A 26,365-nucleotide genomic window follows, 5' to 3' on the forward strand; every position below is an offset into this window, starting at 1 on the left:
GGGTCAAGCCCGGGGATGACGAGGAGAGTGCTGGACGCGCGTCTTCGCTCATTCCGCGATCACTCATTTCGCCGGCTTGACCTCAACCGCACCGGTGCCGCTACGGCCGTAGCGCGAGGGGTTGTACATGTCCTCGACATAGGCCTGTGGCAGCACATATTTGCCCGGCGACACCGCGCGCACCACATAGGCGACCGTGAACACCGACTTGTCGTTGGCGCCCCGGTCGATCGCCGCGGTGAAGCGGTCATCGCGAAACTCGGTGTTCTTCGGCTCGACGCCGTCCTCGATCCACTCGAGCGTGCCGGAATCGCCCGATGACACCAGGTTCGGGTTGTCGATTTCGAGCCCGGCCGGGAGATAGTCGGCCACCATGATGTGGCCGAACTCCGGCTTGGCTTCCGTCACCTTCAGGACAACTGCGAAGCGGTCGTTCTGCTTTGCCTTGGTGACGTCGGCCGGCTTGCCGTCGAGCGTGTAGTAGGCACGTTCGATCTTGAAGCCGTTGGAAGCCGCCGGCTCCGGCGTGACCGGCGAGCCCGACACCGAGACCACCGCCTGCACGGGTGCGTCTCCGGTGTTGGTGATCCGGAGCGGCTGGCCCGTCATCTCCTCGGCCTTGTAGCTGCGATAGACCGCCGTCTTGACCGGCTGGCCATTGATGTCGAGCGCCAGCGTTTCCTTGGCGAGCGCGCGCGCCGCCAGCACCATCCACGCATTCTCCTGCGTCGAGGTGTAGGGCGAGAGCCCGCGCGCAGCTTCGACCCGCAGCACGGCCTGGGTCAGCGTGGTGCGCGGCGCATTGCCCTCGCCCGCAAGCGAGACCAGCGCAGCCGCATCGCGCAGCGCCGAGCCGTAATCGACCCGGCCGAACTCGATCACGGGTTTGGGGTTCAGCGCATCGAGCGCCGCGCCATAGACCCGCTCGGCCCTCGCCTTGTCGCCGACCAGCGCCAGCGCCGCCGCCAGCTGCGCCTTGGAGATCGGCGTCGCCAGATTGTTCAGCTTGGTGTCCGCGAGATAGCGCAGATCACCGATCGGCGCCGCGCCGTTGCGCGCGAGCACGTAGAGGCCGTAGGCCAGATCGCGGCCGCCGTCCTTCTCCGGCTCGTTGGCATTGACCACCGAGTTCCTGACGCGGTCGAGCGCGTTCTTGAACAGCACGTCAGGCACCGCAAAGCCCTTTTCGCGGGCGCGGGTCAGGAAGTCGGTGACGTAGGCGTCGAGCCAGGCGTCGTCGCCGCCCGCCGACCACAGGCCGAACGAGCCGTTGGAGCCCTGTCGCGCCAGGAGACGCTCGATCGCATCGCGGATGCGCTGGTCGACCGCGGTATCCATCGCGAGATGGGCGCCGGCGGCGAGATCGTTGACATAGAGCAGCGGCAGCGCGCGGCTCGTGATCTGCTCGGAGCAGCCATAGGGGTAGCGGTCGAGCGCCTTCAGGATGCTGGCAGCATCGAGCGCGGTCGAGAGACTCGCCGAGATCGAGACGCTGCCGGTGCCCGGGACGAGATCGGAGAACATGTCCGAGGTCAGCGTCAGGCTCTCGCCCTTCGCCAGCGTGCGGATCGAGCGACGCGCCAGCACCTGGGTCGCGGGCTTGACGTCGAGCGCATAGTGACGCACCAGCGTCAGCCCGTTCGGCCCCGAAATGTCGACGTCGAAATCGGCGCGTCCCGCGCCGCCGGCCTCGAGGCCGAGCGACAGCGATGAGCGCTGCTTGGCGGCCAGCTTCACCTTCGTGGTCGGATTGCCCGAGGCCTTGATCGGTCCGCTCGCCTTGACGCTGATCGCGTAGTCGCCGGCGGCGCCTTCGACATTGTCGATATCCATGCTGATGGTGCCCTTGTCACCGGTCAGCAGGAAGCGCGGCAGCGTCGCGGTCAGCACCACGGGATCGCGCACGATCACATCAACATTGGCGCGGCCGAGTTTGGTGGCGCTCCACGCCACCGCCATCACCCGCGCCGTGCCGGCGAATTCGGGGATGTCGAAGCTCACTTCGGCAGTGCCATCAGGGCCGACCGTGACGATGCCGGAATAGAGCGCGAGCGGCTTCTGCGTCGGCGGCGAACCCTGCAGCTCGGCACCGGCGGCGTCGCCGCCGCTGCGGATCTGGCCGCGGGTGCCCTGCATGCCGTCGATCAGCTGGCCATAGAGGTCGCGGATCTCGGCGGTCAGACGGCGCTGGCCGAGATAGTAGTCGTCCGGCGCCGGCGGCTTGTAATTGGTCAAATTGAGAATACCGACGTCGACCGCGGCCAGCACCACCTTGGCATCCTCGCCGGGATTGAGCCCGCCGAGCTTGACCGGAATCTTCAGCGTCGAACCGGGCCGCACCAATGCGGGCGGCGACAGCTCGACGGCAAGCGTGCGGGTCTTCTTGTCGATGCCGAACCATTTCAGCCCGATCGCGCGACCGGGCATGCGCCCGGCGGCGGCATCGAGCGGACGGCGCAGCGTCGTCATCACATAGGCGCCGGTGCCCCAGTCCTTGCCGACCGGGAGCTTGACCTGCTGGGTGCCTTCCTTGACGTCGACGCTCTGGGTCGTCAGCAGGCGGTCGCCGAGCACATAGACGGTGAGCTTGCCTGAGGTGCGCGCATTGACCGACACGGTCAGGGTGTCGCCGGATTGATATTCCGGCTTGTCGATCGAGGTTTCGAGCAGGTCGGGCGTGTCGGCGCTGCCGTCGGAATACCAGCCGACATCGAACTGCACCGAGGTCACGGGACCGTCGGCGTCGGTCGATTTCACGTCGAGCCGGTAACGGCCGGGCTGCGGCTGGAAGCTCAGGCGCATCGGCTTGTCGGCCGCAAGGTTGACGTCGCCATCGGCAACGCGGCGGGTCGACTTGACCGGCTCATAGTTCCAGGACGAATTCTGCCGGTACCACTGGTAGCGCGACTCCAGCTTCAGCAGCTCGTGGCGCAGCCCGTTGCGCGGCAGCTGCTTGCCGTCGGGCGCGACGAACACGACGTCGAACTCGGCCTTGTCGCCCTCGGCCACGCTCTTGTCGCCGAACAGCGGCTTGACGCCGATCAGCGAGGCCACCGGGGCCACCGGCAGCACGATCTTGCGCTCGACCGAGCGGCCGCCGGTCTCCGCCATCCGAATGAAGATCTGGGCCTCCTGCGGCCGGGTCGAGGTCGGCACCTTCTCGAGCTTGACCGGGAAGGTGGCCGCGCCATTGGCGTCGGCCTCCGGCAGGTCCTCGATCGGGGTCCGCTCGTTGCTCGCGGTCTGCTCGTCGTCGACGCCGAACTGGTAGCCGGCATAGCCGGGCCGGCCGGCCGCCGCCGGCGCCACCAGCATGTCGCCTTCGAGCTGCAGGCCCGAGGCCGGTGCGCCATAGAGGAAATGGCCCGAGACCTGAAGTTCCACTGGAACTTCAGCTTTGATCATCTTCTCCTTGCTGGTCAGATCGAATTCGACCCGCTCGGGGATGTAATCCTCGACCATGAAGGTGGTCTCGCCGACCGAGGAGCCCTTGGGATCGGTGAAGACGCGGGCTCGCCAGGTGCCGGTCGGCACCGCCGAGTTCAAGGCGACGGCCAGCATGCGGCCGCCGGCGCCCTGGTCGGGCAGCACGGTGCGGCGGAATTCGACGCCGTCGGGGCGCTCGATCACCATGGTCAGCGGCGTCCCGGTCAGGGCGTTGCCCTGGCCGTCGCGCAGCAGCGCGGTCAGGTAGACGGTCTCGTTGGAGCGGTAGACGCCGCGCTCGGCATAGACGAAGGCGTCCGCGCCGGCCGGGATCGCCCGGCCCGCGACGCCGCGGTCGGTGAGGTCGAAGGCGTTGGTCTTCAGGCTCAGGAAGGCGTAGTCGGCCTTCTCGCCCGTCACCGTGAGCAGCGCCGGCGACAGCCCGCCCTCGCCGCGGGCCAGCCCCTGCTCGAACAGCACATGGCCGGCCGCATCGGTCTTGCGGCTGGCCAGGATCTCGTTGTTGCGGGCGACCAGCTTTACCTCGGCGCCAGCGACCGGCTCCGTCGAGGCCAGCGAGTTGACGAAGACGTGGATACCGTCATTGCCGGAGAACGCCGACAGGCCCATGTCGGAGACGATGAACCATTGCGTCGCCAGCGTGCCGTCGTCGTCGGTGCCCGGCCCCTTGGCCGCGGCTGTCATGACATAGACGCCCGGCTGCAGGTCGCCGAGCGCCTGGTCGACCGGAAACGCCGTGACGACGTCCTGGTTCAGCGTGGTGGCGGTCGCAAGCTCGCCGGACCACACCTTGACGCCGCGCTGGTCGCCGAGATCGGAGAGCTGGTAGCGGCTCAGCGTGCCCTGGAAGTCGCTGTCGATCACCGTGTTGATCAGGTTGCGGTCGCCGATCCGGAAGACGTCGACCGTGACCGCCGGCGTGTTGACGCTGACCACCGGGATACCGCGCTGCCCGGTCCGCGGCAGCACATAGGCCCGCCCCGTGAACCGCACGAACGGCTTGCGGTCGCGGACATAGATGTTGAACTCGGCCGATTTCGGCAGGGTCTCCTTGACCGTCGACGGCAGGCCGGCGCGCAGATTGATGTTGTAGCGCTCGCCGTGCTTCAGCCCGTCGACGCAGAGCTGCTGGCCTTCCGCTGACAGCGCCGGCTTGTCGGTGCCGGCCAGTGCGAGGTAAGGCGCGAAGTCGACGCGCTTGGCCAGTTCCTCGGAGAACTGGAAGCAGGCCCGCGGCGAGGCCGCGTCGGAATCGACGGTATAATCGAGCAGCCGGAAGCCGTGCTCGTCGCGCATCTTCTCGTACTGGCCGCGGACATCGGCCACCTCGCGCAGGTCGAGCGACATCCGCAACGCATCCAGCGCCGGGCGCCACAGCTTGCGCTCGGCAAGTGCCTTGCCGAGCACGGCCAACGCGTCGGCCTCCTCGCCGGCATTGCCGGCCCGCTGATAGGCGATGTAGGCGGCCGTGGAGGCGCGCTCCATCAGGAAGGTCTGTTCGCTGGAGCTGGCGGAGCGGATCTGGAACACGGTCCTGGCGAGCCGCAGCCAATTGGCGCCGTCCTCCGGCGTGGCGGCGGCGATCTGGCCGAGGATCTGCAGCCCACCGCGGAAATCATTGCGCTTGAAGGCTGAGTCCGCATCGGTGCGCAGGGTCGCGGCCGATTTGTTGACGGCGCCGGCCTCGCTCTTGATCTGGGCCTCCAGCTTGATCGCGGAATCGGCGAGATCGTCGCGCTTGAAGGCCTTGTCCGCGGCCTGGGCGCTCATTTGGGCGCTCACCAGGCCAAGCACCAGCGCGGCGCAGACTGCGGCGGCACGAACCAATCCGATCATGATGGAGCTCCTGAACGCCCCGCGGTCGAACGCCGCGTTGGGGCCAAAAATGCGCGAAAAGGTGACGGAGTGAAGGCGCCGATATGAACGGACGAAAACGTCGCAGGTCGCATTGCCGACATCCTTTGACCAGCCCCGGCGGCAGCTGATGCCGGCTCGGCGGACTGGACAGGCCAACGCAGGGCGGGGACCCCTGCTCCGCTTTGTCGTCCGCCCCCAGAAATCGGTTCGGACGGACTTGGCGGGAAAGCGGATTTTTCATATTGCGGGTGTTACAAGGCGGCCACGGTCCCGTAGCTCAACTGGATAGAGTAGCGGATTTCTACTCCGCGGGTTGCAGGTTCGAATCCTGCCGGGATCGCCAGCCATTTCAATGCGATCCGCTCATGGCATCGACCCTGCAATTTGGGCTGTGCTGGAAATTTCAGCGTCCCAGATCCGTAAGAACGCCGCCGGGCGTGTACTCGTAGCACTCTCATCGGCGGTCGAGACATTTTCCTCCGGACATGAACACAGTTCCACCTCGGGGCTGCGCTTAAAATCGCGGGGACAGCTCAGGAGGGGCGAGCGTATAAGGGAAAGATGATGTGATGCGCAGGCTGCATGCTCATCCTTGGGAAGCTTAGGCTGCAATACCCACCTGCGTCCCGTTGAATGTTAGCTCGCCGAAGGGCGGATCCGCTCTCAAGGCGGGTGCCATTGCATTTGATACGGAGCACCAAATGGATTCCACGCTGAACGACAAGGTCGCGGAAGGGCGGCTCACGAGCTTGGAGCAGCAGCTTTTGAACCTCGCACGCGAAGCGGGAGTCAGTCCTTCTGGCCCACCGATCGGCTTGAAGCCGCTTCGCCCGCCGCTGGCAACGATTCATCAATTGGCGGATTGGCGACTCCTGGCTTTTGTCGGCGCTGTGTTGGCAGCGTCCATCGGTGGCGCTGCTTGGTGGTGGATGTCCTCCGCAGATCCGGCGATAATGCCCCCCTCAAAATCCACACCCCTGACACAAGCCGGGCCGAAAGACGTTGCGCCGACTGCCGTCGCACCTTCTTCCGACTTGGCGCAGCAACTCCAACCGATGGCGCGCGATCTTGCTGCCCTAAGGCAAGTGGTCGAACAGCTTCAGGTGAGGCAAGAACAATTGGTCCGCGACAATGAAAACGTAGCGAGCCAACTCAAGGCGAGCCAGGCAGAAACGGCACGCAACAACAATATCATCGACCAGATAAAGGCGACCCAGATTCAGGTGGCGCGCGAAAGCGCGACAGTCACCGAGCGGCTCAACGCAAGCCAGGAGCAACTGGCCCGTGTTCTCGCCAACGCTTCAGAGCCAAGGGTGGTGCCTGAAGAACCAAGGGTGATGCCTGAAGAGCCAGGGGTGATGACCGAAGGGGCAAAGGTGAGCCCCGAACAGCCAAGGGCAATCTCCGAAGTACCGCTGCCGCGTCCGCGGCGGTCGACCAATGTTGCCCAGGCGCACAAGCCGGCGCCACCCCCGGCGCGGCCGCGAACCAACAAACCGCAACCATCGGCATTTCCATGGTCAGTGCGCTAGAACCATGAAGATTGCAGACGAGCATGATGCAGTCCCGGTGCAGGCCAGGCTGTCGGCGCATGAACGAGACGCCCCATAGTGCATGGGCGATCCGGTATTTGATTTTGCTGAATATCAGAAATGTTTCTGTTCGCGGGTTGCCAGGTTCGACTCCTGCCAGGATCGCCACCCCTCCCCGCCCTGAATGAAACCATTTTCCAGAAGCCGCGAAGCCGGCCGGAAACAAAGGCGGCCTAGCCTCCCATCATTGGACCAGAGGGGATTCGGTCATGTGGGATTTCATCAACGAATTGTATCGGGATTTTTGCCTGGCGCGCCTGCAGGAGATGCGGAAGCTCGAGCAGCACGGCTGAACGGGCGGGGTATGGACAACGATCAGCCGCTGGCCGGCGCCATTCTGACGGCGATGGTGATTGCCGCGGTCGTGTGGGCAACCCTTGGATCTCCGCCAGTGCGCGAGAAGGTCAGTCACGAATACCGGGCAATCGCCGGACGCTAGAGCCCGTATGACTACGGATCGCTCGAACCTTGGCCCCGGCCTTGCAGACATAACCCCAATGGGATTGCGGGCCCAGATTGAAACAGGGCGCCGCCGGGACAAGGCATTTCGAGCCCGGCGGCGTATTTTCTCGGGACACGCGCATTGTCGGTGATCCGAACGGCGTCGCCGCATGCCACGGCCGATCCCTCGCCTTCGCTTTTTGCTCTTTCGGCTGCCGAGTGCTGACTCGCTCGCGCATTCATCCGGATCATCTTGACGCCACACCACCGGCACGAACAAGGAGATCGTGGTCAGCACCGTCGTGCGCATGCCGCGTCAGATCGGGATGCGCAACAAAGGTCAGTTGGCAGCCGAACCGCTAGCGACGCGTTCTAAGGCTCTCTTAACCACAAGCGCATGACCCGCGCGGGGCGATGGCGCGATTGCGCACCCGTGCGTGTTGTACGGCACCATGCGTAGAACGGGTCATCTGATCGCCTTCGCCGCCTGTGGCGCAGCCGTCCTCACTGCGCCGATCCGAACCACTGCTGCACAAGAGGTGCAGGTCGGAACGCTTGTGTGCCGGGGTGGCCCCGACACCGGGTTCATCGTCGGCCCGATCACCAATCTCGATTGCGTATTGCACGTCGATAGCGCACCGGACAGTCGCTTCGTTGCGGCCATCCGGAATCTCGGCGTTTTCATCGGCGATCAGGACGTCGCATTGACCTGGAAAGTGACGGGACCAGTGCCGTGGCTCGGCAGCGACGATTTCGCCGGTGGCTACACCCACCCCAGCGGGGCCGGCGTCAACGTGCTGGCCGGCGGCACCAATTCCCTTCTGACGCTGACTCCGTCGAACGAGCAGAATGGGGCGGCCCAGCAGGTGAAGATCGAGAGCCTGGAGATACGGCCGATGGGTCGCTGATCACCGAGCGCGCGACCCCAGAATGCACAACGCCGCCCGCTTGAAATATATGCGGACGGCGCTGGCCCTAGCCCCAGGAAGGTGATGCAAAATCCTGACGGCGCCAAGTATGTACAATTTGTGCCAAAGGCGCATGTCCCAAATTGGCTATCACGGGACGCCGGAATTGGAACTCGTTGCCCGGGAATGCGGCAATTGCGCCCGTATGCGGTCCTCGCGCGGGGCGCCACGGTTTCGACCCGTCCGCTCATGTGACAGGCTTCACAACGGCATCGCAGACCGGGTGCTACACTGCAAGGATTCTTGCAGTCATTTTCTGCTGATCGATTTCATGGCGAGACTTTTGACGGTTGCGGCCATTGCGCTCGCTGTTCTGGCGATGGTGCGAGGCCAGCCCAACACATTTGTTCCACTACCGACGAAGCCTATGCCGGCTATTCTCATTCCGTGATGTCATGGGCCATGCCGAACAGGCATTGTATCGCACGCTGCTCTGTAGCTGCCTGGGCTCTTGTCTCGGATGGGCCTTCTACGAGATCGAGTTGTGGCGAAATCGGCACCGCGAACGAGCGGACCTCGTGCGTAACGCAATGAAGTGCGTCGTACCGCAGCCTGGAGAACGCAGATCGCGCTTGAGCCGCGGCGAAATTCCGCGCGCAAAAAGCACAACGCCGCCCGCTTGAAATATATGCGGACGGCGTTGCCCCTAGCCCCAGGAAGGTGGTGCAACATCCTGACGCTCCATGTCTGCATGTCGGCCGCCAATGAGCATGGCCCAAATGGGCTATTTGAAGAAACAGAAACGAAGGTAGGTTAACTGCGGGGTGCCGGTGACGGTGCCTCACGACCAAAGTGTCAACTTGGCCTCAGCGTGGCCAACGCGCTGGGGCCTTTCTTTTTTGATGGTCACGGCCCGTCTGAAACCGCACTCGGCTCGCTATCATTCAGCGCACGAAATTTTTCCGTAGTTCTCCGTGCGTGAACAAAGTTCCGATCGCGCTCGAGAGGCATGCTACCGGCGAGCCGCCGGTTCCAATTCTCACTGTGATCGCCCGCGGCGCTTCGCGATTTCTTAATCGGCAATTGCTTCCTCTGGGAGATTGCGAGCGCCCGCGCTGTTCATCGATATTGGAATTGTCATGGAAGATTCCGTCCAGGTCCGTTGCACACGCTGCAAGAACTTTTTTCGCGATCGCGCGAGGCGGCTGCAGAACGGTTACACGCGCCAGTGCCCGAGCTGCGAGATCGTGCTGTTCTTTGACGAGGACTCGGCCGATTCGAACATCAAGCGAGCGATGCGATTGGCGCGGCGCGCACGAAAAGAACTGCGTGAAAGCGAAGCCGTGAATCCGAGAAAGGCTGCAGCCGCTCGGCGGCAATATGGCGGCCGCTCGGCATCGAACGCACGGGGCACCGACGAAGAGGACGGCGATTGAGCCTGTCGCTGGTGGCAGTTCGACTAACCGCCCAGGCCGACACCGGACGACGCATTGTCGAGCCATCGGCGCGTCGACTCATCACTCCAACCAGGAACGGCGAAGCGCGCCGGCGGCGTCACGTTCGCGGCGAACGAGCGATTGCGGGTTGGCGTGGGTGGGAGCGGCGTGGCGTCGCGGCGCTTGCAGACTCACACAGGATGATCAACAGGCCAAGTGCCAAAACAATGCGCATCGCATTTGCTCCTGACGATCATCACGACCACGCCGAGAGTACGATCACCTCGTCCGTTTTCTCGGCCGGTGCTCCATTCGCATATAAACCCCGCCGGCTTTCAATTCTTCCAGCATCTGGTCGATCCGCTTGCGCTTGGTGGCGGCCCGCACGCTGCGCGCGATCCAATGCAGATAGTCGTTGCGCTGATATGGCGGACGTTCGTTGAACGCCTGCATCAGGCCGCTGGCATCAAGTTCGCGCCGGATGCTCGCCGGCATCGTCGCGCGGGGTCGCCTCAAGATCACGTCTTCCGCTCGCGCGGCGCGGCGACCGCGCCTGGCGGGCGTTCGGCCTCCGGCGCCAGCCATTCGGTGATGAAACGGTCGGAGGCGTGGATGTCGACCTGCAGGAGACGGCCCGGTCCGGGATTTTCGAACGCGTGGGCCGCATTCGGCGGCGCCACCACAACCGAGCCGGCGGAGGCCTCGACGTCCCTGCCCTCGATCGTGAACCGCGCGCGTCCCTCGGGCACGACGAAGGTTTCAGCATACGGGCGCCGATGCAACGCCGGCCCCGGTCCGGGCGGCATGTCGACGACGATCACCGAGCTGTCGGATCCACTGATCCGCCCCTCGATCTCACTCGCAGATCCGAGCTGCCAGACCTTTAGCGCGTCGATCATGCCGTTCTCCAACCGCTGGATCAGGACCGTCGCTTGGCTTCGACGTAGCGCTTGAAATTGTCGAGGATGGCCTGCCAGCCGCCGCGCTGCTGCTCGACCGAATGGGTGTCCTCGCTGTCGAAGGAGACCTGCACCTTGACGCCGCCGGCCTCGGGCGTGAACTCGACCTGGGCGGTACGATCGCCGAACGAATATTCGAGCAGCCGGAGTGCCTCGACCCTGGTGTAGGTGCCGGCGAAATCGAACCCCATGCTGCCGTCCTTGGCTTCCATCCGCGACGAGAAGGCCCCGCCGGCGCGCAGGTCGACGGTCGCGGCGGTGGTGTGCCAATCGTCGGAGGCCGCGTTCCACTGCTTGATGTCATCGGGCGTGGTGTAGGCGCGCCAGACATCCGCAATCGGTGCGGCAACGATGGTTTCGACGGCAATCTTCATGTGCGTTCCTTCGTCCGTGTCACGTAGAGCGGATGCGCCCCTCGCGTCCGGCGGCGGCGCCGGACCGCGGACAGTCTATTAGGGCCGCTCGCTGCGATCCACAAAGGCGGCCTCAGGACCAGATCGTCGCACCTGCGCGCCGCCGGGAACATGAGGAGACCGGGCACGCCATTCAACGAACCAAATGGTGTGCGGCCGGTACAAGAATTTCGTCAGGAATGACCGTGTAAGGAAGGCGATCCAACGCCCGGAGAGGACGCCATGCGGAACCTGAACACTGTCCTGAGCAAGCTCAACGACCGCCTGCTGCGGCTCGAAGGCGAGTTGTTCGTGCTGCGATCGATCGCCCGCGCCGCCCTCACCGCCGGCGACGAGTCCGCCGTCCGCACCCGCAAACTGCTCGAAGGCGCCAGGCTTGCACTATCGGACGAGGCCGAACGGCCGCTGGACGCGGCGACCGAGAAATACGTCGCCGCAGCGATCGCGATGGTCGAGGAACTGCTCGAAAATCCCCGCGAGGCAGCGCCGCTGTTCCGGGTGATCGACGGCGGCAAGCGCGACGATTAGCACACGCCTAGCCCGCGGCGTGCACGGCCGCGTCATACGACTCGATCGTCACCTTTGCCCTGACGGCGACATCCGCGGCCGTCATGCCCGGCTTGTAAAGGCTGCTGCCGAGGCCGAAGGCGCGGACCCCCGCCTTCACATACTCAGCGAAATTCTGATCCGAGACGCCGCCGACCGCCGCGATCATCAGATCCGGCGGCAGCACGGCGCGGATCGCGGTAATGCCGGAGGCGCCGAGCACGCTGGCCGGGAAGAATTTTAGGCTCGACGCGCCCGCGCGTGCCGCAAGCAGCGCCTCGGTCGGCGAGAACACGCCGGCCATCGTGACCATCGCGTGGTCCCGGGCCCGCCGCAGCACATCGACATCGACATTCGGCGACACCATGAGGCGGCCGCCGGCGTCGTGCAGGCGATCGACGTCCGCGGTGGTGAGCACCGTGCCGGCACCGATCAGGACATCGGCCGGCGCCCGCTTCACCGCGATCTCGATCGAACGGAACGGCTCTGGCGAGTTCAGCGGAATCTCGATCGCGGTCATGCCAGCTTCGAGCAGCGCGCTCACAATGCCCAGGACCTCGTCCGGCTTGACGCCGCGCAGGATCGCAACCAGCGGACGCTTCATCGGCGGAAACGGAATGCTCATGCGCTGATCCCCTTCACTTCTTCCAGATCGCCGCCGCTGCCCCAGTGAGCCCGCGGCGAACCGCCTCCTCCGCGTCCACGATATCGACCGGAATCGAAAGACGTTCGAGCGCGATTTGATAGAGCTGCTGCAGGCGGCCCGATGCAATCAGCGTGACCGACGTTGCTATTTCCCGTTCCGCAAGCCCCGCCGCGAGCTCAACCCCGATCAACGTGCCCGAGATCGTCTCACGCGCCGCCTGCGCGCTGCCACCAAACAGCAGCTGCCGGGATCGCACGCGAAACAGCAGATTGGCCGAGTGCGCCGGCGCCGCGAACGCCTCCGCGACGGCCGAGTGGAACGCATCGCCATCAACCCCCTCCACGGCGCCGGCGACGGCGTGTGACAGGATGGTGTCGCGTGCGATCGCACTGAACAACTCGCCGGTCATGAAGGTCGCAAAGTGTTCGACCGTCCCGCCACGCAGGCGCACCCATTTGGAATGGGTTCCCGGCATGCAAACCAAGGCCTCGCCCGGCGCGTCGAGACCGAGCGCACCGAGCAGCTGGGTCTCTTCGCCGCGCATCACGTCGGGGATTTTTGCATCGCGCTGCGCGATCCCTGGCAATATGCGGATGTCGCGCGCCTGACCGCCGACCACGACCGCATGTGTGAGAACCTCGGAGAGATGCGCCGGCGTGTCGATATAGCCGGCCTCGACCCAGCCCTGCCGCGCGCCCGCCATGCCGCAGATCACAACCGGCAAATCGGCCGCGATACCGAGCGCATCGAGATGGGATTGCAGAACGGACGCAAAGCCGGTCCTGAAGGCCGCGATCATGCCCTCGTCGCTGCGGCGCTCGCCGAGCACCTGGCCTGCCGCATTGATCAGCCAGAGGCGGAAGCTGCTGGTGCCCCAATCGACCGCGACATAGCAAGGCCCGCTCATCGAGCTCTGTTCCACGCTTTCAGGTTCCGGCGCGACAACGCCGCTGCCCGGACCCGATAACGGCGTTCATCCCGCCGCGCAAGGTGCGCCGCCCGCCTGCAAGTGGCGCAGACCGTGATCGGCCGGGCCGCCGACGCGATCGACGTCGCGGCGCGCGCAAGCACGCCCGTCAGCCCCCGTTCGCATCAGTGAAGACGCGGATCAATTACCGCGCGCCCTTCAGCGTACAGGAGGTCGTGCAGGTCGTTACATTGCCGCGGTCACATTTGATGCAGACGTTAACGCACTGATCCATGACCTTGGGATTGTACTGACTATAAAGATTGGCCGCGCAGCTATTGGTCGATCCCGTGACCTCGGGGTCGGACCAGCAACCGGACAGTAAAAGTGCTGCGGCACTGAAAATGGCGACCTTGCGCATAAGGCCTCCCGCCACGCCTAAACCCCAGTAACCTTGATGGGTTAGGTTAAATTCGGGTTTCAATTGCGACCTTATTCGGAAGCAGTATTGCTTATCCACCGGACATTTCCCCAAGGTCCGGGCCCACACCGGCAAGGCCGCCAGGCGACCCCGCCTGGCGGCTTTGTTGCCAAGCAATGCACAAGGATAGCAGCAAGATGGCCCGAAAGCCGCGCTGGTCGTTCAAGGAGGACCGGCGACTGATGGAACTGGCGCGCTCCTCGAAGTCGTTGGAAGAGGTCGTGAAGGCGACCGGCCGTTCGCCGGAGCGAATCAAGAAGATGGCGATGCGCCTCGGCCTGTCGATCAAGCCGCGCAGCACCACCAAGAAGTAACTGACCAGCCGCCGCCGGGATGGTCCGGCCGATTACGGTTCCGGACAATCGTCCTTCACACGCACCGGGATCGCCTCCCGCACCGGGATCGCCTTCACCTCAGCATCAGCCTCGGTCGCACGGGTGCACGTGGTCAGTACGAAGGCCACCCGGGTGCACTGCCATTCCGGCCCGAGCCCCGCGCTGGACACCGGCTCGGGCGACGCCAGCGTCAGCAATAGATACGCCACCAAAACGGCCCCCGCCGCGCCTGCGGCAGCCAGCGCCGCGCCCTTTCCGGACCACAGCTTCGACATCATGGCCTTGGTTCCCGCCGATCTCTGGGGATAGATGAGACTGCCCACCTGTCCGCCTGTGACTGGAATCACAATCAGGACCAAACAGTTCAGGCTGAGTCTTTAGGCTGGATGTGGGGTTGATATTGCACTGCCGCAAGACAGGGTCAGCGTGCGGGCTCGATCACATTACAGTTGGTCCGGCCCGACATCAGGCAGTCCTGCAGCTTGCTGGCCGCCGTGAGCTCATGCGCGAGCCACAGACCGGCCCCGAGCATGACCACTGCGACCAGCAGTCCGATCAACGCGCCACGGCGGCTGCCACCGTCTTCGGATTCGCTCATGCTCACTTGGGTTCCAGATTGCACTCGTCCCACATCATGACCGTTTGCACGGTGGCGTGCGATCAATTCTGCAACAGTCGCACATTGAAATGCGCGGTCGCAGCTCGCGGCGCTGCAATTCCGTTGCGGGCTTCCGCGACTCGCGAAAAACTGCTCGCTGAAGTGGAGCGCGTGTGCGGAGCGTGCCGGTGAGCGAACAACAAGCGACCTACGACTATCAGCGTTACAGGCAGCTGCTCTCGGAAGCTGTCGACGAGACCAGCCGGCTACGGCTGATCACCCTCCTGATCACGGAAAGGGCCCGCGACAGGCTGGAAGCCCAGCGCGCCTCGGACCGCAACGCGATGACCGCCGAGACGGTCGCCAGGGTTCTGGGCAACGGGCGGCGCGAGCCGTTTCAGCGCGGCTAGAGCGTTTTCGAGCGAAGTGGATGCCGGTTCGCGTGAAGAAGACGCGTCAAAACAAGAAACTAGAGCTTTGGTTCTGATTCAATTTGGTTCTGATTCAATCAGAACCGAAACTCTAGGCTTTTCGGCAGCTTCGGTGACCAACCACTCACCACGCCGGCACCGGGCGCGTGCGAACACGGCGATTGGTCATTTGCTGCCCGCTCATATCTCCTTTGCTCCACAGCCCTCCGTTCACCACTGGCCTTTTCGCCGCCGTTCACTTATTGAAACGCCGAACCAACCCCATCCATCACCCGAACAGAAAGCAGCAAGGCTTCCTCTATGAGTGGCTTCAAGGAACCAGGTTTTTTCGACCGCCAGAAAGCGGCCCTGCAGGCGCGGCAAAACCTCCTCAACAAGTTTCGCTCCCAGCCGGGTGCTGACGATCCGGCCGTGAAGGCGCGTGCCGAAGAGCGCGCGGCGATCGCCGACCGCCGCGCCAAGGCCAAGGAAGCCCGTGAAATCGAGAAGGCTGAGCAGAAGCGCCGCGAGGAAGAGGCCGCTGCAGCCGAGGCCGCGCGGATCGCACGGGAAAGGGAAGAGGAAACCGCAAAACTGGCCGCGCTCGAGGCCGATCAGAAGGCCAAGCGCGACGCCCGCTACGCAGCGCGCAAGGAGCGCGGCAAGAAGAAGCGCTAAGGCGTAACGAGGCCCGCCACTATGGCGGGCCTGCGAATGATGAGCAGTGGCGGCGGTCAGTTCTTCTTCATGCCGTCGTCTTTCTTCATCATCGCGCCGCCGTCCTTCTTCATGGCGTCGTCCTTCTTCATCATGCCACCATCCTTCTTCATGGCATCCTTGGACATCGTGTCTTCCTTCTTCATCGCGTCGTCCTTGCCCATCTTGTCCTGAGCGAAGGCGGCCGGCGCCAGCGCCAGGCTGAACGAGAGCAGCGCGGCGGAAAGGCCGAGGCGGGTCTTGGTGGTCATGTTGATGATCCTTGTGTGGTCGAATGTGAGCGCGACGACTTGCCGCTGTCTACTCGACGCACTTGCGCCGGCCGTTGTTACCTCCAATAACAAATTCTTGAAGCATCGCGGCGCGGACGCCCGACGGTTCGTCGCGTGAGGGTTGGAGTGGCGACGCGATGCTGGCGCAGTGTGCGCCGCAACAATGCCAGGACTTGCGAATCAGGACTTGCGACCAGGACTTGCGGCCACATGTCGGCTCGCACTATCAGGGCGCCTCGAACTATCAGACTAGAGAATATTCAGGTGAAGACCGGCTAAGCTGAAGCGCCGCGCCGGCCTAACAGCCACTCAAGAAGCTCTCAGGGGAAGAAACCATGCTCACACGCCGCCACGTCATCGCTTCCGCCCTTGCCGCACCCGCCATCCTGAGGATGGGCATCGGGACCGCGCATGCCGCCACCACCCTGAAGATCTCGCATCAGTTCCCCGGCGGCACGATCGACAAGGGCGACTTCCGCGACCGGCTGTGCCGGATGTTCGCAGCCGAGATTGCCAAGCGTTCCGGCGGCGAGCTCGCCGCCGAGGTCTATCCGAACTCGTCGCTGATCAAGACCAACGCGCAGTTCTCGGCGATGCGCAAGGGTGCGCTCGATCTCAGCCTCTATCCGATGCCGTATGCCGGCGGCGAATTGCCGGAGACCAATATCGGCCTGATGCCGGGCCTGGTCACGACCTACGACCAGGGCCTGCGCTGGAAGAAGGAGCCGGTCGGCAAGGCATTGAGCGACTTCCTCGCCGACAAGGGCATTCTTTTGATCTCCTGGGTCTGGCAGGCCGGCGGCGTCGCCAGCCGCTCCAAGGCGATCGTTGCCCCCGAAGACGCCAAGGGCCTGAAGGTGCGCGGCGGCTCGCGCGAGATGGACATGGTGCTGCAGACCGCCGGTGCCGCCGTGCTGTCGGTGCCGTCCAACGAGCTCTACGCCGCGATGCAGACCGGCGCCTGCGATGCCGGCATCACCTCCTCCACCAGTCTGATCTCGTTCCGCCTCGAGGAGGTCGCGAAGTCGCTGACCTCCGGCGCCGGCGCCTCCTACTGGTTCATGCTGGAGCCGCTGATGATGTCGAAGGCGATCTTCGACAAGCTGCCGAAGAACCAGCAGGACATCATCCTCGCTGTTGGCACCGAGCTCGAGGCGTTCGGCCGCAAGGGCGCGCAGGACGACGACGTCGAGGTCACCAAGGTCTACGAGAAAGCCGGCGCCAAGGTCAGCGTCCTCGATGCCGCCATTGTCGGCAAGTGGCGCGACATCGCGCGCGATACCGCGTGGAAGGACTATGGCGCCAAGACGGCGACGTCAGCCAATCTGCTGAAGCTCGCAAGCGACGTCGCCGCATGATCCATGGTCCGGTCGCGGATCAGGACGAAAGCACAAGCCTGGCCGCGGGCAACACGCCCGTAGCCGTGCTTGAGCGCGCGCTGTCGGTCTGCAACAACATCATCGTGGTGTTCGCCGCGCTCGCTCTGATCGCGGCCTGCGCGATCCTGAGTTACAGCGTACTCGGCCGCGCCGTGTTTCACATGGCAAACTACTGGCAGGACGAGGCTGCCGTGTTCCTGCTGGTCGGCGCCACCTTCATGACCTCGGCCTATGTGCAGAGCCAGCGCGGTCATGTCAGCATCGAGGCGTTCGTCGGCCTGCTCTCGCCGCGGGCCAACAGCATCAGGCTGTGGCTCGTCGACGTCGCGAGCTTCGCGTTCTGCGCCTTCTTCGCCTGGAAGTCCTGGACCCTGGCGCATGAGGCCTATGTCGACGGCCAGGTGTCCAACTCGATGTGGTCGCCGCCGCTCGCCATCCCCTATGTGCTGATGGCACTGGGCATGACGCTGCTCTGCGTGCAGATCCTTTTGCAAATCATCCTTCCGTTGACCGGTGGCGCGCGCCGATGACCGTGTTTGGTATTGGCATCTCCTACGGACTTGCCACTTTGTTTGCGATGTTCTCCGGCATGCCGATCGCATTCGCGCTCGGCGCGGTCGCGGTCGTGTTCATGGCGATCTTCATGCCGGCGGCCTCGCTCGATACGGTGACGCAGAACGTCTACGAGGAGATGGCCTCGATCACGCTGCTGTCGATCCCGCTGTTCATCCTGAAGGGTGCGGCGATCGGCAAGTCGCGAGCCGGCCAGGATCTCTATTCGGCGCTGCATGCCTGGCTGCACCGCGTGCCCGGCGGCCTCGGCGTCGCCAACGTGTTCGCCTGCGCGCTGTTCGCGGCAATGGCCGGCTCCTCGCCTGCGACCTGCTCGGCGATCGGCTCGGCCGGCATCCCGGAGATGCGCAAGCGCGGCTATTCCGGCGGCTTTGCCGCCGGAATCATCGCCGCCGGCGGCACGCTCGGCATCCTGCTGCCGCCGTCGATCACGATGATCCTGTTCGCCGTCGCCGCCGAGAAATCGCTGGGCCGGCTGTTCCTCGCCGGCATCGGCCCCGGACTGCTGCTGGTGACGCTGTTCGGCGCCTATGCCGTGTTCCGCTTCCGCAAGGAATACGCGATGGCGCGCGCCGTCTATGACGCGACCGGCAAGGACGCCGCGATCCTGCAGCACGACGAATTCACCATGGCCGAGCGCTTCAGCGCGCTGCCGCGCGTGATCCCGTTCGTGCTGCTGTTGACCGGCGTCATGATCGCGCTCTATGGCGGCTACGCCACGCCGTCGGAAACGGCCGGTCTCGGCGGCCTCTTGGCACTCGGGCTGATCGCCGTGATCTACAGCGTGTGGAAGCCGAGCGACCTGTCGCCGATCCTGAAATCGACCATCCGCGAATCCACCATGCTGATGCTGATCATCGGCATGTCGCTGCTCTATTCCTATGTGATGAGCTATCTGCACATCTCGCAGTCGGCGGCGGAGGCGATCGTCGCGATGCACCTGCCGCGCTGGGAGCTGCTGTTTGCGATCCTCGTGATGGTGATCGTGCTTGGCTTCTTCCTGCCGCCGGTCTCGATCATCCTGATGACCGCGCCGATCATCCTGCCGCCGCTTCGTGCGGCCAATTTCGACATCATCTGGTTCGGCGTCGTCATGACGATCGTGATGGAGATGGGCCTGATCCACCCGCCGGTCGGCCTCAACATCTTCGTCATCCGCAACGTCGCGCCAGACATCCCCTTGAGCGAGGTGATCTGGGGCACGCTGCCGTTCGTGCTGCTGATGATGTTCGCAGTGCTGCTGCTCTGCTTCTTCCCGGAGATCTCGACCTGGCTGCCAAATCTGGTGATGGGGCCGGACGGCGGGCGCTAGAACGTCGTCGAGCGAAGCGGATGCCGGCTCGCGTGGGGCAAACGCGTCAAGACAAGTGTCTCAGGCCGCCGCCTGCTCGCTTGCCGTTTCCCTTGCCGCCAGCGCCTGCTCGATCCGGCGGATCATTAGCGCCGTCGGACGCCCCTCCCGCTGCAACCGGCGGAGCTCGTTCCATAGCCTGATGATGTCGCGGTCTCTCTCGGCGTCCATGGTGGCTCCTCCCGGAGCGCACCAATCTGAACGAAACGAGAACGAAATTCAAGACCAAAGCGAACCGTCTTGCCGAACGGGAGCAGCTCAGGGATAGCCGTCCCCTGGCGTGTCGACCTCGACCACATCGATGCGCGACACCGATTTGCCCTTGCGCAGCTCCTCGTAGGACGTCTCCGCGCTCAGGCAGAACAGCGTCCGGCGGTCGACACCGCCGAGCGCACAGGCAAGCGCACGGCGCCCGACGACGCCGATACGCTCGCGCTCCACACCATCGCGATCGATCCGGACAAAGGCATCTTCCGTGAACGATGCGACCCAGACCGCGCCGTCGCGATCGAGGCAGATGCCGTCGGGATCGTTGATGCGGCCGAGCCGCCCGCGCAAATGCAGGCTGCCGTCCGGCGCGATGTCGTAGTCGGCGAGGCAGGCGCCATCCATTTCGGCGACGACGAGCCGGCGGTGGTCGGAGGAGACCGCAATGCCGTTGGGAAAGCGCAAGCCGTCCGCGACGACGCGGGCGCGGCCATCAGGCGTCACAAGGATGATCCGGCCGACGGCGCCGCGGCCCTCCGGCGGCGGCAGGTTGAAGCCGAGATCACCGACATAGGCGCGCCCCTGCCCGTCGATGATCATGTCGTCGATCGTGCCGGTCGCGACCTCGAAGAGATCGGCATAGAGCGACAGTGCCCCATCGCTAAACCGCAGCAGCCGCTTTTTGAACATCGTCAACACCACGATGTCGCCATCAGGCAGCACGCCGAGACCACACGGCGTGTCGTCGGTCACGGCCGCGTGCTGCTGCAGCTCGCCCGACGGGCTGATGCTAAGCAGCGTCCGCGCCATGCAGTCGACGAACCAGAGCCGTCCGCGATGCCAGCGCGGGCCCTCGAAATAGCGACCGCCGTCATGGATGGTGGTGAGGCGAGCCGTCATGACCGACCGGCCGGCAATAGCTGTTCTATCAGTGACATCGGTCCCCCGCGGCGCGTTCTGTCGCGAGGATACAACCCAGGAGGGATAGGTCAAAGCGTGTGGCGGCCGCGCCTCACTGCCCGAGAGAACCCCGGTTCCCACCGGGTTCCACACGCCGTGTTCCATATTTCGCCGTGTTTTCCCTGTTGAGTTGCAGCAGCGTTAACACTCGAGAATCGAGGGTAGTGGTAATCTGCGGCGGATGTGCCGCGTACGACGCGTTCCGTTTGTGCCTGATGGTTTCAGGGGGGCCAGGGAATGAACCGTTGCCTACGTCCGCTGGCGTGCTTCGCCACCGCCGCCGCGCTTGCGCTGCTTCCGGTCCAGACGACCGCCAAGCCGCATCACCAGCACCAGGCCAAGAGCGGCCACGCCGACAAGAAGGCGCACGGTGCCAAATCCGCACGCGAGAGCACCTCCGGCAAGCGCCGGCATGCCAGGCACGGCGCCGACAAACGCAAATCGGCCAAAACAAAATCGAGCACCAAAACTGAGACCTCGAAGGTGTCAGAGCCCGAGAAACCCGCCGGGCCGCAATTGTCCGGCGATCTCGCCACAATCAGGGACGCGATCGTCGCCGCGCGTAGGGGCAAGACCAACGAGGCGAGCGATATCCAGGCGAAGATCACCGACCCGGTCGGGCGGAAGCTCGTCGAGTGGTATCTGCTGCGCCATTCCGAGTCGAACGCGCCTTACAGCCGCTATGCGGCGTTCGTCACCACCAACCCGGACTGGCCAAGCGTCACGCTGCTGCGCCGGCGGGCCGAGGCACGGATCTGGCAGGAGCGCAGCGATCCGGCCACGGTGCACGGCTTCACCCTCGATCAGCCTGTTAGCGCCAAGGGCAAGTTCGCGCTCGCCCGCACGCTGCTCGCCGAAGGCGACCGCGACGGCGCCACAAAGCTGGTGCGCGAGGCCTGGCGCTCGGAGGACCTGTCCGACCGCACCGAGAGCGACGCCTATGACGCATTCAAGGACCTGCTGACGCGCGACGATCATCGCGCGCGCATGGACAAGCGGATCGGTGCCAAGGACCTCGCCGCCGCCAGGCGCGCGGCGCAGCGGCTCGGCAGCGATGAGCTGGCGATCGTGAAGGCGTGCGGCGCGGTTCGCGGACAATCCAGCAAGGCAGAGGACGCACTCAATGACGTGCCGGCCGATGCCCGCAGCGACCTCGGCTACACGCTGTGCCGGATCCAGTGGCTGCTCGCGAAGAACAGGGTCGACGATGCAGCGCGCGTGACGATCGCAGCCGCCCCCGACACGATGGCGCAGCAGGACACAGACCAATGGTGGCGCGAGCGCCGCATCCTCTCCCGCAAGCTGCTCGACCAAGGCCAGTACCAGACGGCCTATGACGTGATCCGCCCGGCGGCGGCGCCGGACAATCCCTATTACCGCTCCGACATGCACTTCATGCGCGGCTGGATCGCGCTGCGTTATCTCAACGACGCCAAGACCGCCGCGGCGCATTTCGCGCGGATCGACGAGGCCCAGACCAATCCGACCGTGCTGGCGCGCGCCGCCTATTGGCGCGGCCGCGCTGCCGAGGCACTCGGCAACAGCGCGGCAATGCGGGCCCGCATACCGCCTATTACGGTCAGCTCGCACTGGCCAAGCTCGGGCGTGACGGCGTCGAGTTGCGCGCGCCCTCGCCGGCAGCGAGTGCCGGCAGCACCGCCACCGACGAGCGGGTCCGCGCCGCCGACATGCTCTATGCGATCGGCGAGCCCGACATCGTGCTCTATTTCGCCGCCGACCTCGCCGAGGAAACCACAGATGTCGGCATGCTCGAGGCGCTCGGCGAGCTCACCGGCCGCCGCAACGATGCCCGCGCCATGCTGCAGATCGGCAAGATCGCACTCGGCCGCGGCTTTGCGTTCGACCATTACGCCTTCCCGGTCATCGGCATTCCCAAGCACACCCCGATCGCCCCCGATATCGGGCGCAGCATGACCTACTCGATCGCGCGCACCGAAAGCGCATTCGACCAGCGCGACAAGTCGCCGGCCAATGCGGTCGGCCTGATGCAGGTGACGCCGGAGGCCGGCCGCGACACCGCAAAGCGTTTCGGCGTCAGCTATGACTGGAGCAGGATGGTTTCCGATCCGGTCTACAACACCCAGATGGGTGCGGCCGAATTGAGCGCGTTGCTGTCGGAATATCGCAACTGCCACATCATGACCTTTGCCGGCTACAACGCCGGCCGCGGCCGCGTCCGCGACTGGGTCAAGGCCTATGGCGACCCGCGCGATCCCAACGTCGATCCGGTCGACTGGGTCGAGCGGATTCCGATCTCGGAGACGCGCAATTACGTGCAGCGCGTGATGGAGAATTTCGCGGTCTATCGTGTGCGCTTCGATGAAGCCGGCACGGCGATGGCGAAGAACGAAGCGCGTGTCGTGACGCAGGAGACCAATGCGGAGCCGGCGGCTACAACGCCGCCGCAGTGAGATTAACGGACGGCCTCGCACAATCGTCATTGCGAGGAGCGCTAAAGGCGAAGCAATCCCTGCCTCCACAAGCGGCAAGCTTCAGCGGACATGCCGCTTCGCTGGCAATGGGGCGGGCTTCAGCCGCGGGCCAGCGCAGCCGCTTGCGCCAAGCTGATGCGATGCACAAGCGGATCGGCGTGTCGATGCACAAGGTGCCAGTCGGCGTCACTCCGACGGTAAACCAACGTCACGCGCAGCGACCAGTCCTGGTCGGGCAGGCCACCGACCTCGCCATGCTGTCGCTCGATCATCGAAAGCACAATGATATCGTGCGAGGCGTAGGACTTCACCAATTCCAGTTTCGCTTCTCCTCCCTTGAAGTATCCGGCAAGCCTCGCGATGTGCTCGGGGCTGGGATCGAATCCTTCCGAGGGGAAACCGCCGAATGGCTGCATCAAGGTAAAGTCGTCACCGTGCTTGATCAGGCCAAGATAGGTGGTCATGTCGCCACGCATGAACGCTGACATCGCTTGCTCGGTGCGCCGGATGAGTTCAGCGAGGGCGTGGTCAGCGGCGTCCGCCGCCCGGCTTGGTGTGCGCTCGTCCGCCGCAGCGCGAACCGCCAGCGGCAGCGCGAGTGCCGCCGCCATTGCTAGCCGCCTGCAAATCCGATCCGACCTGCTCCCTTGAGGGCATTCGTGGTTTCGGTCCGCCCCGCCGTCCACCGGATGGAACATCGAAGAATTCCTCATTGATTTCAGCGCGCTTTGGATATTCTGCGCGTGACAAGACTTCTCACTTCGTCTGACCTGAATCCAGTGATATGATTTCAGCGATATGCTGAATGAAATTGATCTTTCGCGTACCGATCTCAATCTGCTGGTCCTCTTCGAGATCGTCATGGAGGAGCGCCATGTCGGCCGATCGGCCGAGCGGTTGAACCTGTCGCCGTCGGCCGTCAGCCACGGGCTCGGGCGTCTGCGGACGCTGCTTGGCGATCCCTTGTTTCTCAGGACGCCGACGGGCGTCGTTCCGACCGACCGGGCGACCGAACTCGCCGCGCCGATTTCGGAGATACTCGCCCGCGTGAAAGCTGTGATCAGTAGTGTCGAACCTTTCGACCCCGCGCGCTCGTCACGCCGCTTCACGATTGGTGCCCCTGACGGCGCGTCATCGGTCTTCCTGTGGCAGCTGCTCCACGACTTGCCCACGCTGGCGCCGCGCGTCGATATCTGCATTCGCCAATTGCTGCCGCGGCAAGGCCAGCCTGTACCGAGCTTCGCCTGGAGCGACGCGCTCGCCGACCTCGACAGCCGTGCCATCGACATCGCGGTCATCCCCCTCGGAGACGTCCCCGCACGCTTCACGACGCGCACGCTTTATGAGGAAGACTTCGTCATCGCGATGCGGGCCGGCCATCCGCTCGCAGCCAATCCCACTCCGGCAAACTACTACGCGTCGCGGCATCTCGTGGTTTCGCACTCCGGCGATCCGCACGGCTTCGTCGACGTTGCGCTGGCGGAGCGCGGCCTGTCGCGCCGGATCTCGCTGACCGTTCCGAACTTCATGTTCGCCCTCGCCGTCATCGCCGAGACCGACCTGGTCACCGCGATTCCACGCCGGTTCGCAGCCATGCACGGCTCCCGCTTCGGCGTGACCTACGTCGATGCGCCGATCGCCCTGCCCCGCTTTGACATCACCTTGGTCGTGCCAAAAGTTGCGATGATGGATGCGGGCGTGGCGTGGCTCGTCAGCACGCTGGCGCAGTTCAGCCCGTCCGCGCCCGCGAGCAGTGGCGAGCGGGTCGTGACCCAGGGGACAAATGCAGCGTCGGCACAGTAAGCGTCGCCGTCATTTCAGTGGTCGCGCGACTACGTGAGACCGAAGGATCACCGGCCTCGCTCGGCGCCCCAGGCCAGCGCCCGGGGCGGTGGTCGCCTCAACGAACGCGCTCTTGCCGTTGCGATAGGCGGCGATGTCGTCCCTGGACGTGCAGGCGAGTTCGCGCTTGACGTCCGCGTAGGCGCGCGCGGCCTCGGGATGGGCGCGGAGATAATCGCGAAACAAAATCAGTTGCTGCCAACGGGGGTGGGACAGCGGCATCACGTGGACATGGTGGGTCCAGGGCCCGGGCGGTCCCTTGCGGAAGAACAGCTCGCCCGGCAGCCATGACTCGTACTGCGGCATATAGATATAGCCGAGCGTGGCCATCGGCTCGACATAGCGATGTTGCGCCCCATCGAGATCCGGCACGCCAACCAGCAGATCGATGATGGGTTTGGAAGGCAACCCCGGCACCGCCGTGCTGCCGATATGCTCGACCGCGAGCGCAAGACTTCCAAGCGCAGCCTGAATCCTCGCGCGCTCCTCATCGAACAGCGCCGGCCAGTTGGGATCATAGGCGGAGACAACGATCGCCCCTGCGCCGTATTTCTCCATGAGCGGTCCTTATCGTTTGCGTTCCTGAATCGCCCTCAATCAACCTTCACATTGGCGGCCTTGATCATCGGCCACCATTTTGCGATTTCGGCCTTCTGCCAGGTGCCGAGCGCCTCCGGCGTGAGCTGATCCTTCGGCGGCATCTGCAGGCCGAGGTTCTCGAGCTGCTTCTGCACGGCGGGGTCGGCCAATGCCTCGACCGCGGCGGCATTGAGTTTGGCCACGATCTCCTTCGGCGTGCCCTTCGGCACCCAGAGGCCGGACCACAGCGTCATGTGGAAGCCCGGCAGGCCAGCCTCATCGACGGTCGGGACGTCGGGCGCATTGGCGACCCGCTTGGAATCGGTGACCGCATAGGCGCGGATGTTGCCGGCACGGACCTGATTGATCGAGTTCGAGGTCTGGTCGACGATGATGTCGATCTGGCCGGCGACGAGGTCGTTCAGCGCCGGCCCGGTGCCGCGATACGGCACGTATTGCAGCTTGATGCCGGAGACGCTCTCGAAATAGAGCCCGGCGATATGGCTGCCGCTGCCGGCGCCGGCGGTGCCCGCGGTCGGCGGTGCCGGCCGCGACTTCAGCCACTCCAAAAGCTCCTTCAGCGACTTCGCCGGCACGGCGTTCTTGCTGACGATGATCATCGGATTGCTCGGCAGCAGCACCACGGGCTCGAGGTCAGCGACGAGGTCGTAGCCGAGCTTGTAGATCGCGCCGTTCGCGACATGGGTGCCGAGATGGCCGAACGAGACGGTGTAGCCGTCGGGCGCCGCGCGCACCGCGCGGCCGACGCCGATCGAGCCGCCCGCTCCGGTCACGTTCTCGATCAGCAGCACCTCGCCGAGCGACTGCTTCATGCGCTCGCCGAGGATGCGCGCCATCGCATCCGACGGACCGCCGGCGGCGAACGGCACCACGATGGTGATCGGATGCGCGGGATAGGTTTCCGCGGAACTGGCTCCCGTGAACGCCAACATCGCCAACAGGGCCAGAACCAGCTTCCGCATCACGCTCTCCCTCAATCTTCTTTGTTGTATCATTTTTGAAGGGCCACCTTTCGACAAGATGGCCCTTCGGATG

Annotated in this window: 27 protein-coding genes, 1 tRNA gene and 1 pseudogene; 14 read left to right on the forward strand and 15 right to left on the reverse strand. The window is 64.7% G+C overall.

The window, feature by feature from the left end; genetic code table 11:
* Positions 1 to 63: 63 nt before the first annotated feature.
* Positions 64 to 5,283, reverse strand: coding sequence for an alpha-2-macroglobulin family protein (locus tag HAP48_RS39900; protein ID WP_166205278.1), 5,220 nt, complete (start codon positions 5,281 to 5,283; stop codon positions 64 to 66).
* Between the two features lie 287 nt (positions 5,284 to 5,570).
* Here HAP48_RS39900 and HAP48_RS39905 point away from each other — a divergent pair.
* The 5 genes from HAP48_RS39905 (at position 5,571) to HAP48_RS50550 (ending at position 9,681) form a co-directional block, all read left to right on the forward strand.
* A tRNA-Arg gene (locus HAP48_RS39905) sits at positions 5,571 to 5,647 on the forward strand.
* Between the two features lie 358 nt (positions 5,648 to 6,005).
* Complete coding sequence (locus HAP48_RS39910; RefSeq protein WP_166205279.1) at positions 6,006 to 6,836, forward strand: hypothetical protein; 831 nt, start codon at positions 6,006 to 6,008, stop codon at positions 6,834 to 6,836.
* Positions 6,837 to 7,200: 364 nt separating this feature from the next.
* A complete protein-coding gene (locus tag HAP48_RS50265; protein WP_275949000.1) occupies positions 7,201 to 7,335 on the forward strand; it encodes a hypothetical protein in 135 nt (44 codons plus the stop codon).
* Between the two features lie 439 nt (positions 7,336 to 7,774).
* Complete coding sequence (locus HAP48_RS39915; RefSeq protein WP_166205280.1) at positions 7,775 to 8,245, forward strand: DUF992 domain-containing protein; 471 nt, start codon at positions 7,775 to 7,777, stop codon at positions 8,243 to 8,245.
* Positions 8,246 to 9,492: 1,247 nt separating this feature from the next.
* Positions 9,493 to 9,681 (forward strand): hypothetical protein, encoded by a 189-nt coding sequence (locus HAP48_RS50550; protein ID WP_338028965.1) that lies wholly within the window; start codon positions 9,493 to 9,495, stop codon positions 9,679 to 9,681.
* A 279-nt stretch (positions 9,682 to 9,960) separates the two neighbouring features.
* Here the strand turns inward: HAP48_RS50550 and HAP48_RS39925 are convergent, their stop codons facing one another.
* From HAP48_RS39925 to HAP48_RS39935, 3 genes are read right to left on the reverse strand one after another with little or no spacing between them, the layout of a single operon-like run.
* Positions 9,961 to 10,203: a YdeI/OmpD-associated family protein gene (locus HAP48_RS39925; protein ID WP_166205282.1), complete on the reverse strand. Its 243-nt coding sequence runs from the start codon at positions 10,201 to 10,203 to the stop codon at positions 9,961 to 9,963.
* Positions 10,200 to 10,580 carry a cupin domain-containing protein gene (locus tag HAP48_RS39930; protein ID WP_166205283.1) on the reverse strand — a complete coding sequence of 127 codons (381 nt, stop codon included), beginning with the start codon at positions 10,578 to 10,580 and terminating at the stop codon, positions 10,200 to 10,202. Before HAP48_RS39930 ends, HAP48_RS39925 begins: the two co-directional genes overlap by 4 nt.
* A gap of 20 nt (positions 10,581 to 10,600) precedes the next feature.
* Positions 10,601 to 11,014, reverse strand: coding sequence for an SRPBCC family protein (locus HAP48_RS39935; RefSeq protein ID WP_166205284.1), 414 nt, complete (start codon positions 11,012 to 11,014; stop codon positions 10,601 to 10,603).
* A gap of 261 nt (positions 11,015 to 11,275) precedes the next feature.
* Between HAP48_RS39935 and HAP48_RS39940 the strand changes: the two genes are divergently transcribed.
* On the forward strand, positions 11,276 to 11,581 hold the full coding sequence (locus HAP48_RS39940) for a hypothetical protein (protein WP_021079283.1): 306 nt from the start codon (positions 11,276 to 11,278) through the stop codon (positions 11,579 to 11,581).
* Positions 11,582 to 11,588: 7 nt separating this feature from the next.
* On the opposite strand, the gene HAP48_RS39945 is transcribed toward HAP48_RS39940, so the two are convergent.
* The 3 genes from HAP48_RS39945 to HAP48_RS39955 all read right to left on the reverse strand — a co-directional run bounded on the left by HAP48_RS39945 (position 11,589) and on the right by HAP48_RS39955 (position 13,573).
* Entirely contained in the window at positions 11,589 to 12,224 is a 636-nt protein-coding gene (locus HAP48_RS39945) for a 2-dehydro-3-deoxy-6-phosphogalactonate aldolase (protein WP_166205285.1), read from the reverse strand.
* 13 nt (positions 12,225 to 12,237) lie between these two features.
* Positions 12,238 to 13,152 (reverse strand): 2-dehydro-3-deoxygalactonokinase, encoded by a 915-nt coding sequence (locus tag HAP48_RS39950; protein ID WP_166205286.1) that lies wholly within the window; start codon positions 13,150 to 13,152, stop codon positions 12,238 to 12,240.
* A 205-nt stretch (positions 13,153 to 13,357) separates the two neighbouring features.
* Positions 13,358 to 13,573: a hypothetical protein gene (locus tag HAP48_RS39955; protein WP_166205287.1), complete on the reverse strand. Its 216-nt coding sequence runs from the start codon at positions 13,571 to 13,573 to the stop codon at positions 13,358 to 13,360.
* 197 nt (positions 13,574 to 13,770) lie between these two features.
* On the opposite strand from HAP48_RS39955, the gene HAP48_RS39960 reads away from it, so the two are divergent.
* Positions 13,771 to 13,947, forward strand: coding sequence for a hypothetical protein (locus HAP48_RS39960; protein WP_166205288.1), 177 nt, complete (start codon positions 13,771 to 13,773; stop codon positions 13,945 to 13,947).
* A gap of 32 nt (positions 13,948 to 13,979) precedes the next feature.
* Here the strand turns inward: HAP48_RS39960 and HAP48_RS39965 are convergent, their stop codons facing one another.
* Together HAP48_RS39965 and HAP48_RS39970 are read right to left on the reverse strand one after the other, a co-directional pair.
* A complete protein-coding gene (locus tag HAP48_RS39965) occupies positions 13,980 to 14,246 on the reverse strand; it encodes a hypothetical protein (protein WP_175612262.1) in 267 nt (88 codons plus the stop codon).
* Positions 14,247 to 14,389: 143 nt separating this feature from the next.
* Entirely contained in the window at positions 14,390 to 14,566 is a 177-nt protein-coding gene (locus HAP48_RS39970) for a hypothetical protein (protein WP_166205289.1), read from the reverse strand.
* 188 nt (positions 14,567 to 14,754) lie between these two features.
* Between HAP48_RS39970 and HAP48_RS39975 the strand changes: the two genes are divergently transcribed.
* Both HAP48_RS39975 and HAP48_RS39980 read left to right on the forward strand, forming a co-directional pair.
* On the forward strand, positions 14,755 to 14,976 hold the full coding sequence (locus HAP48_RS39975) for a hypothetical protein (protein WP_166205290.1): 222 nt from the start codon (positions 14,755 to 14,757) through the stop codon (positions 14,974 to 14,976).
* Positions 14,977 to 15,297: 321 nt separating this feature from the next.
* A complete protein-coding gene (locus tag HAP48_RS39980) occupies positions 15,298 to 15,654 on the forward strand; it encodes a DUF6481 family protein (RefSeq protein ID WP_166205291.1) in 357 nt (118 codons plus the stop codon).
* 56 nt (positions 15,655 to 15,710) lie between these two features.
* On the opposite strand, the gene HAP48_RS39985 is transcribed toward HAP48_RS39980, so the two are convergent.
* Positions 15,711 to 15,944, reverse strand: a complete 234-nt coding sequence (locus HAP48_RS39985; protein WP_016842498.1) for a pentapeptide MXKDX repeat protein — start codon at positions 15,942 to 15,944, stop codon at positions 15,711 to 15,713.
* Positions 15,945 to 16,300: 356 nt separating this feature from the next.
* Here HAP48_RS39985 and HAP48_RS39990 point away from each other — a divergent pair, with 356 nt between their 5' ends.
* Genes HAP48_RS39990 through HAP48_RS40000 form a run of 3 tightly spaced genes read left to right on the forward strand, consistent with a single transcriptional unit; the run spans position 16,301 to position 19,229 of the window.
* Positions 16,301 to 17,323 carry a TRAP transporter substrate-binding protein gene (locus HAP48_RS39990; protein ID WP_166205292.1) on the forward strand — a complete coding sequence of 341 codons (1,023 nt, stop codon included), beginning with the start codon at positions 16,301 to 16,303 and terminating at the stop codon, positions 17,321 to 17,323.
* On the forward strand, positions 17,320 to 17,874 hold the full coding sequence (locus tag HAP48_RS39995; protein ID WP_166205293.1) for a TRAP transporter small permease: 555 nt from the start codon (positions 17,320 to 17,322) through the stop codon (positions 17,872 to 17,874). The genes HAP48_RS39990 and HAP48_RS39995 overlap by 4 nt, the downstream gene beginning before the upstream one ends.
* The gene (locus HAP48_RS40000; RefSeq protein WP_166205294.1) at positions 17,871 to 19,229 is read left to right on the forward strand and encodes a TRAP transporter large permease; all 1,359 of its coding nucleotides are present in this window, start codon (positions 17,871 to 17,873) and stop codon (positions 19,227 to 19,229) included. The genes HAP48_RS39995 and HAP48_RS40000 overlap by 4 nt, the downstream gene beginning before the upstream one ends.
* A gap of 60 nt (positions 19,230 to 19,289) precedes the next feature.
* On the opposite strand, the gene HAP48_RS40005 is transcribed toward HAP48_RS40000, so the two are convergent.
* Together HAP48_RS40005 and HAP48_RS40010 are read right to left on the reverse strand one after the other, a co-directional pair.
* Complete coding sequence (locus tag HAP48_RS40005) at positions 19,290 to 19,439, reverse strand: hypothetical protein (protein ID WP_166205295.1); 150 nt, start codon at positions 19,437 to 19,439, stop codon at positions 19,290 to 19,292.
* 87 nt (positions 19,440 to 19,526) lie between these two features.
* On the reverse strand, positions 19,527 to 20,375 hold the full coding sequence (locus tag HAP48_RS40010) for an SMP-30/gluconolactonase/LRE family protein (RefSeq protein ID WP_166205296.1): 849 nt from the start codon (positions 20,373 to 20,375) through the stop codon (positions 19,527 to 19,529).
* A 297-nt stretch (positions 20,376 to 20,672) separates the two neighbouring features.
* Here HAP48_RS40010 and HAP48_RS40015 point away from each other — a divergent pair.
* Positions 20,673 to 22,867: pseudogene (locus HAP48_RS40015) on the forward strand (lytic transglycosylase domain-containing protein).
* Between the two features lie 119 nt (positions 22,868 to 22,986).
* Here HAP48_RS40015 and HAP48_RS40020 read toward each other — a convergent pair.
* Entirely contained in the window at positions 22,987 to 23,499 is a 513-nt protein-coding gene (locus tag HAP48_RS40020; protein ID WP_166205298.1) for a nuclear transport factor 2 family protein, read from the reverse strand.
* A gap of 187 nt (positions 23,500 to 23,686) precedes the next feature.
* On the opposite strand from HAP48_RS40020, the gene HAP48_RS40025 reads away from it, so the two are divergent.
* Positions 23,687 to 24,691, forward strand: a complete 1,005-nt coding sequence (locus HAP48_RS40025; protein ID WP_166205299.1) for a LysR family transcriptional regulator — start codon at positions 23,687 to 23,689, stop codon at positions 24,689 to 24,691.
* 9 nt (positions 24,692 to 24,700) lie between these two features.
* Here HAP48_RS40025 and HAP48_RS40030 read toward each other — a convergent pair whose 3' ends face one another.
* Entirely contained in the window at positions 24,701 to 25,288 is a 588-nt protein-coding gene (locus HAP48_RS40030) for a GrpB family protein (protein WP_166205300.1), read from the reverse strand.
* Between the two features lie 35 nt (positions 25,289 to 25,323).
* Positions 25,324 to 26,292 carry a tripartite tricarboxylate transporter substrate binding protein BugD gene (locus tag HAP48_RS40035; RefSeq protein WP_166205301.1) on the reverse strand — a complete coding sequence of 323 codons (969 nt, stop codon included), beginning with the start codon at positions 26,290 to 26,292 and terminating at the stop codon, positions 25,324 to 25,326.
* Positions 26,293 to 26,365: the final 73 nt, after the last annotated feature.

Source organism: Bradyrhizobium septentrionale, from assembly GCF_011516645.4.
Classification (GTDB): domain Bacteria; phylum Pseudomonadota; class Alphaproteobacteria; order Rhizobiales; family Xanthobacteraceae; genus Bradyrhizobium; species Bradyrhizobium septentrionale.

Excerpts from the sequence above, each read along its gene's own strand:
- HAP48_RS39900 (WP_166205278.1), bottom strand. The coding sequence starts at position 5,283 with ATGATCGGATTGGTTCGTGCCGCCGCAGTCTGCGCCGCGCTGGTGCTT.
- HAP48_RS39910 (WP_166205279.1), top strand. The coding sequence starts at position 6,006 with ATGGATTCCACGCTGAACGACAAGGTCGCGGAAGGGCGGCTCACGAGC.
- HAP48_RS50265 (WP_275949000.1), top strand. The coding sequence starts at position 7,201 with ATGGACAACGATCAGCCGCTGGCCGGCGCCATTCTGACGGCGATGGTG.
- HAP48_RS39930 (WP_166205283.1), bottom strand. The coding sequence starts at position 10,580 with ATGATCGACGCGCTAAAGGTCTGGCAGCTCGGATCTGCGAGTGAGATC.
- HAP48_RS39935 (WP_166205284.1), bottom strand. The coding sequence starts at position 11,014 with ATGAAGATTGCCGTCGAAACCATCGTTGCCGCACCGATTGCGGATGTC.
- HAP48_RS39940 (WP_021079283.1), top strand. The coding sequence starts at position 11,276 with ATGCGGAACCTGAACACTGTCCTGAGCAAGCTCAACGACCGCCTGCTG.
- HAP48_RS39945 (WP_166205285.1), bottom strand. The coding sequence starts at position 12,224 with ATGAGCATTCCGTTTCCGCCGATGAAGCGTCCGCTGGTTGCGATCCTG.
- HAP48_RS39950 (WP_166205286.1), bottom strand. The coding sequence starts at position 13,152 with ATGAGCGGGCCTTGCTATGTCGCGGTCGATTGGGGCACCAGCAGCTTC.
- HAP48_RS39955 (WP_166205287.1), bottom strand. The coding sequence starts at position 13,573 with ATGCGCAAGGTCGCCATTTTCAGTGCCGCAGCACTTTTACTGTCCGGT.
- HAP48_RS39960 (WP_166205288.1), top strand. The coding sequence starts at position 13,771 with ATGGCCCGAAAGCCGCGCTGGTCGTTCAAGGAGGACCGGCGACTGATG.
- HAP48_RS39965 (WP_175612262.1), bottom strand. The coding sequence starts at position 14,246 with ATGATGTCGAAGCTGTGGTCCGGAAAGGGCGCGGCGCTGGCTGCCGCA.
- HAP48_RS39970 (WP_166205289.1), bottom strand. The coding sequence starts at position 14,566 with ATGAGCGAATCCGAAGACGGTGGCAGCCGCCGTGGCGCGTTGATCGGA.
- HAP48_RS39980 (WP_166205291.1), top strand. The coding sequence starts at position 15,298 with ATGAGTGGCTTCAAGGAACCAGGTTTTTTCGACCGCCAGAAAGCGGCC.
- HAP48_RS39985 (WP_016842498.1), bottom strand. The coding sequence starts at position 15,944 with ATGACCACCAAGACCCGCCTCGGCCTTTCCGCCGCGCTGCTCTCGTTC.
- HAP48_RS39990 (WP_166205292.1), top strand. The coding sequence starts at position 16,301 with ATGCTCACACGCCGCCACGTCATCGCTTCCGCCCTTGCCGCACCCGCC.
- HAP48_RS39995 (WP_166205293.1), top strand. The coding sequence starts at position 17,320 with ATGATCCATGGTCCGGTCGCGGATCAGGACGAAAGCACAAGCCTGGCC.
- HAP48_RS40000 (WP_166205294.1), top strand. The coding sequence starts at position 17,871 with ATGACCGTGTTTGGTATTGGCATCTCCTACGGACTTGCCACTTTGTTT.
- HAP48_RS40005 (WP_166205295.1), bottom strand. The coding sequence starts at position 19,439 with ATGGACGCCGAGAGAGACCGCGACATCATCAGGCTATGGAACGAGCTC.
- HAP48_RS40010 (WP_166205296.1), bottom strand. The coding sequence starts at position 20,375 with ATGACGGCTCGCCTCACCACCATCCATGACGGCGGTCGCTATTTCGAG.
- HAP48_RS40020 (WP_166205298.1), bottom strand. The coding sequence starts at position 23,499 with ATGGCGGCGGCACTCGCGCTGCCGCTGGCGGTTCGCGCTGCGGCGGAC.
- HAP48_RS40025 (WP_166205299.1), top strand. The coding sequence starts at position 23,687 with ATGCTGAATGAAATTGATCTTTCGCGTACCGATCTCAATCTGCTGGTC.
- HAP48_RS40030 (WP_166205300.1), bottom strand. The coding sequence starts at position 25,288 with ATGGAGAAATACGGCGCAGGGGCGATCGTTGTCTCCGCCTATGATCCC.
- HAP48_RS40035 (WP_166205301.1), bottom strand. The coding sequence starts at position 26,292 with ATGCGGAAGCTGGTTCTGGCCCTGTTGGCGATGTTGGCGTTCACGGGA.